General features: G+C 47.0%; 1 protein-coding gene and 1 pseudogene. Both read right to left on the bottom strand.

Annotated features, from left to right (window positions below; genetic code table 11):
• Nucleotides 1–1,315, bottom strand: a 1,315-nt coding sequence (locus ACJ751_RS05030; protein WP_407744280.1) for a transglycosylase domain-containing protein, incomplete at its 3' end; no start/stop codon positions are given.
• 189 nt (nt 1,316–1,504) lie between these two features.
• Nucleotides 1,505–2,620 (bottom strand): annotated as a pseudogene (locus tag ACJ751_RS05025) (hypothetical protein); the annotation flags it as partial.

Raw genomic sequence — 2,620 nt, 5'->3', positions numbered from 1 at the left:
TGGCATGGTCGAATTTATAGTTCTTGAAGTCGATACCACCTACCCACGCTTTCACCTGACCGCTCATAGGATCGGTGACCATAAAGGCGGTTTGCAGCATTTCGCGATGGTATTTGATGGAATCGAGCGGCGTCATGATGGTATCTTTCTCGCGCTTGCTGTTCCATGCAAATATTTTCATGTGCACCTTCTGCTTGAACGATTTCCTGATCTCCGTTTCGCTTAAGCCTTCGGCTTTCAGGTTGCGCCAACGGTCGGAGTTGCGCATATTGCTTTCCAGCACATTTTCATGGCCTTTCCAAACCTGGTCAGTTTTTAATTCGTGCTGGCCGGCCAGTGCGCGTTGCAGTACCGGCAGGTGTTTGGCTACCGCTTCTTCTGCATACAACTGCATACGGGGATTGATGGTGGTATATACATGCAGGCCATCTTCGTAGATGTCGTAATTTTCGCCATCCTGCTTTTTGTGTTCGTTGCACCATTTTTTTACATCGTCCCTGATCACATCGAGAAAATAAGGAGCGATACCATTGTTCTCGTTCAGCTTTTTATAATTAAGGCGAATGGGCTGTTTTTTCAGCTCTGCGTCTTCGGTCTCCGTGAGGTAATTATTACGCGCCATTTGATCGAGCACGGTATTGCGACGCTCGAACGATGCTTTGTAATTGGTACGTGGGTTATAAGTTCCTGTGGCTTTCAACATCCCAATGAGTACGGCGGCTTCTTCCACGTTCAGCCGGTCGGGTTCTTTTGAGAAGAAAGTACGTGCGGCGTTGCGAATACCATACACGTTATCGCTAAAAGAAACCGTATTGAGGTACAGGGCCAGAATTTCCTGTTTGGTGAAATTTCTTTCCAGTTTAACGGCAATGATGTTCTCTTTCAATTTCTGGATCATGCGGGTGAACTTGTTCTCCGCTCTTTCATCGAACATATTCAGCGCCAGCTGTTGGGTAATGGTACTGCCGCCCCCTTCTTTACCCATAAAGAAAATGGCACGGGCCAGCGACTTGCCATCGATGCCTGAGTGATCGTAAAAGCGTTCATCTTCAGTAGCTACCAGGGCATCTACCACATGTTTTGAAATGTCTTTGTATTGCACAAAGCTGCGGTTGCCTTTTTCTTTATAATATTTCCCCAGCATGGTGCCATCGTCCCCATATACCTCGGTAGCCAGCGTAATGGAAGGGTTTTCCAGCTGGGCCAGCGAAGGCATTTTTCCAAATAAACCAAAGCTTAAAAGGGTGAAAAACAAGGCAATTACCAGGAAACCTATGAAAAATATCTTCCAGAATATTTTGGTGGCGCGCGTCATAGTTGGGTGTTTTGTATACCGGGATTACCAACCGGATTTTTACGAGTGCAAAAATCATGCTTTATGGCCGATAAAACCAGGAATGGCTACGAAAGTATTCTTAAAAAGGCACAAGGAATAAGATTAAGGCAGAAGGTAACACATTACCTTTTACTATAATCAAGAAGTAACACCTTAAATACTGAGCCTTTAAAACTTACCGGGGTAGTTCTGGTTCAGTAAATTCTTTACTGCATTTACATCTTTGGTATTCATCAACACCTGCAGGTTGTTGTCGGTGATGATAATGAATGAGTATTTGGCGGCAGGCAACCAGGGGATGATCTCGGAAACCGCCAGTTTTTTGGTTTTGTCGATGTATGAAATGGCCTCGTTGGCATTGGGGAAGGTACCGATGAGCACCAGTTTGATATCGTCGCTAACAGACTGGTTATTAACGGAAAACCCCTTGGCTGAATATTGCTCGCGGTTATAGCGGTTAAAGGCGTTGCGGGCCTCGTTCTGGTAAACCGGGTCAACTTTATCAAGCACAATGGCCACGTAATGCGGTATTTCAGCATTGTGCGTGAGCACCAATGGTTTGGGGGCTTCCACTTTGGCCTTTACCGAATCTTTTTTCGCAATAGCCGGCGGCGGCAGCTGCGTAACAGGTGGCTTTGCCGTTGGTTTAACGACAGGTTCTGTTTTGGCAACATCCTGTTTAGGCTGCTGTGTGGCAGGTACCGTTGTTGGCGGTTGTTGCGTTACAGGCGGTTTTGCTGGTTGCTGCGCCGGCGGGGTAACGGCAGGTAGCTGCTGTTGCGGTTGTTGCGTTGGTGCGGGCTGGGTACCCACTGCGGATGGCTGTTGCATCACCGGTTTGGGCGATACAATAGCAACAGGTTCACCAGTGCTGTCTTCAGCCGGCCGCTGAATTTGCAGGTTGGTAAGGTAATCTTCAATTTGCTTGCGACGGCCCAGTACGTCTATTAATGCCTTTGCTTTGGCGGCCATTGCCGTCTTGGGGAACACCCGGATGATATCCTGTAATGATTTTTTGGCCGAATCATCCTGCCGTTGCTGAATATAGTATACCGATTGTATGTACAGTAACTGGGGTGTCCAGTAATTTTCGTGGTACATGCTATCGGCGATCTTCTTTTCTGCCTGCGCTTCGTCGAATTTACCCTCGATAAACAGGTTGTAAATATTATCGTACCGGCGGGTCATTTCCTGTTTGGCCAAACTATCGGGTGTAACGCCGTTGGGACTTGAAACGATCTTTTCGAAGTTAGTACCCGAATATTTTTGTTTCAGCTCATTTTG

The sequence above is a fragment of the Niastella sp. genome (genome assembly GCF_045805085.1).
Lineage (GTDB): Bacteria > Bacteroidota > Bacteroidia > Chitinophagales > Chitinophagaceae > Niastella.
This window is presented reverse-complemented; position numbering and strand designations above follow the sequence as displayed.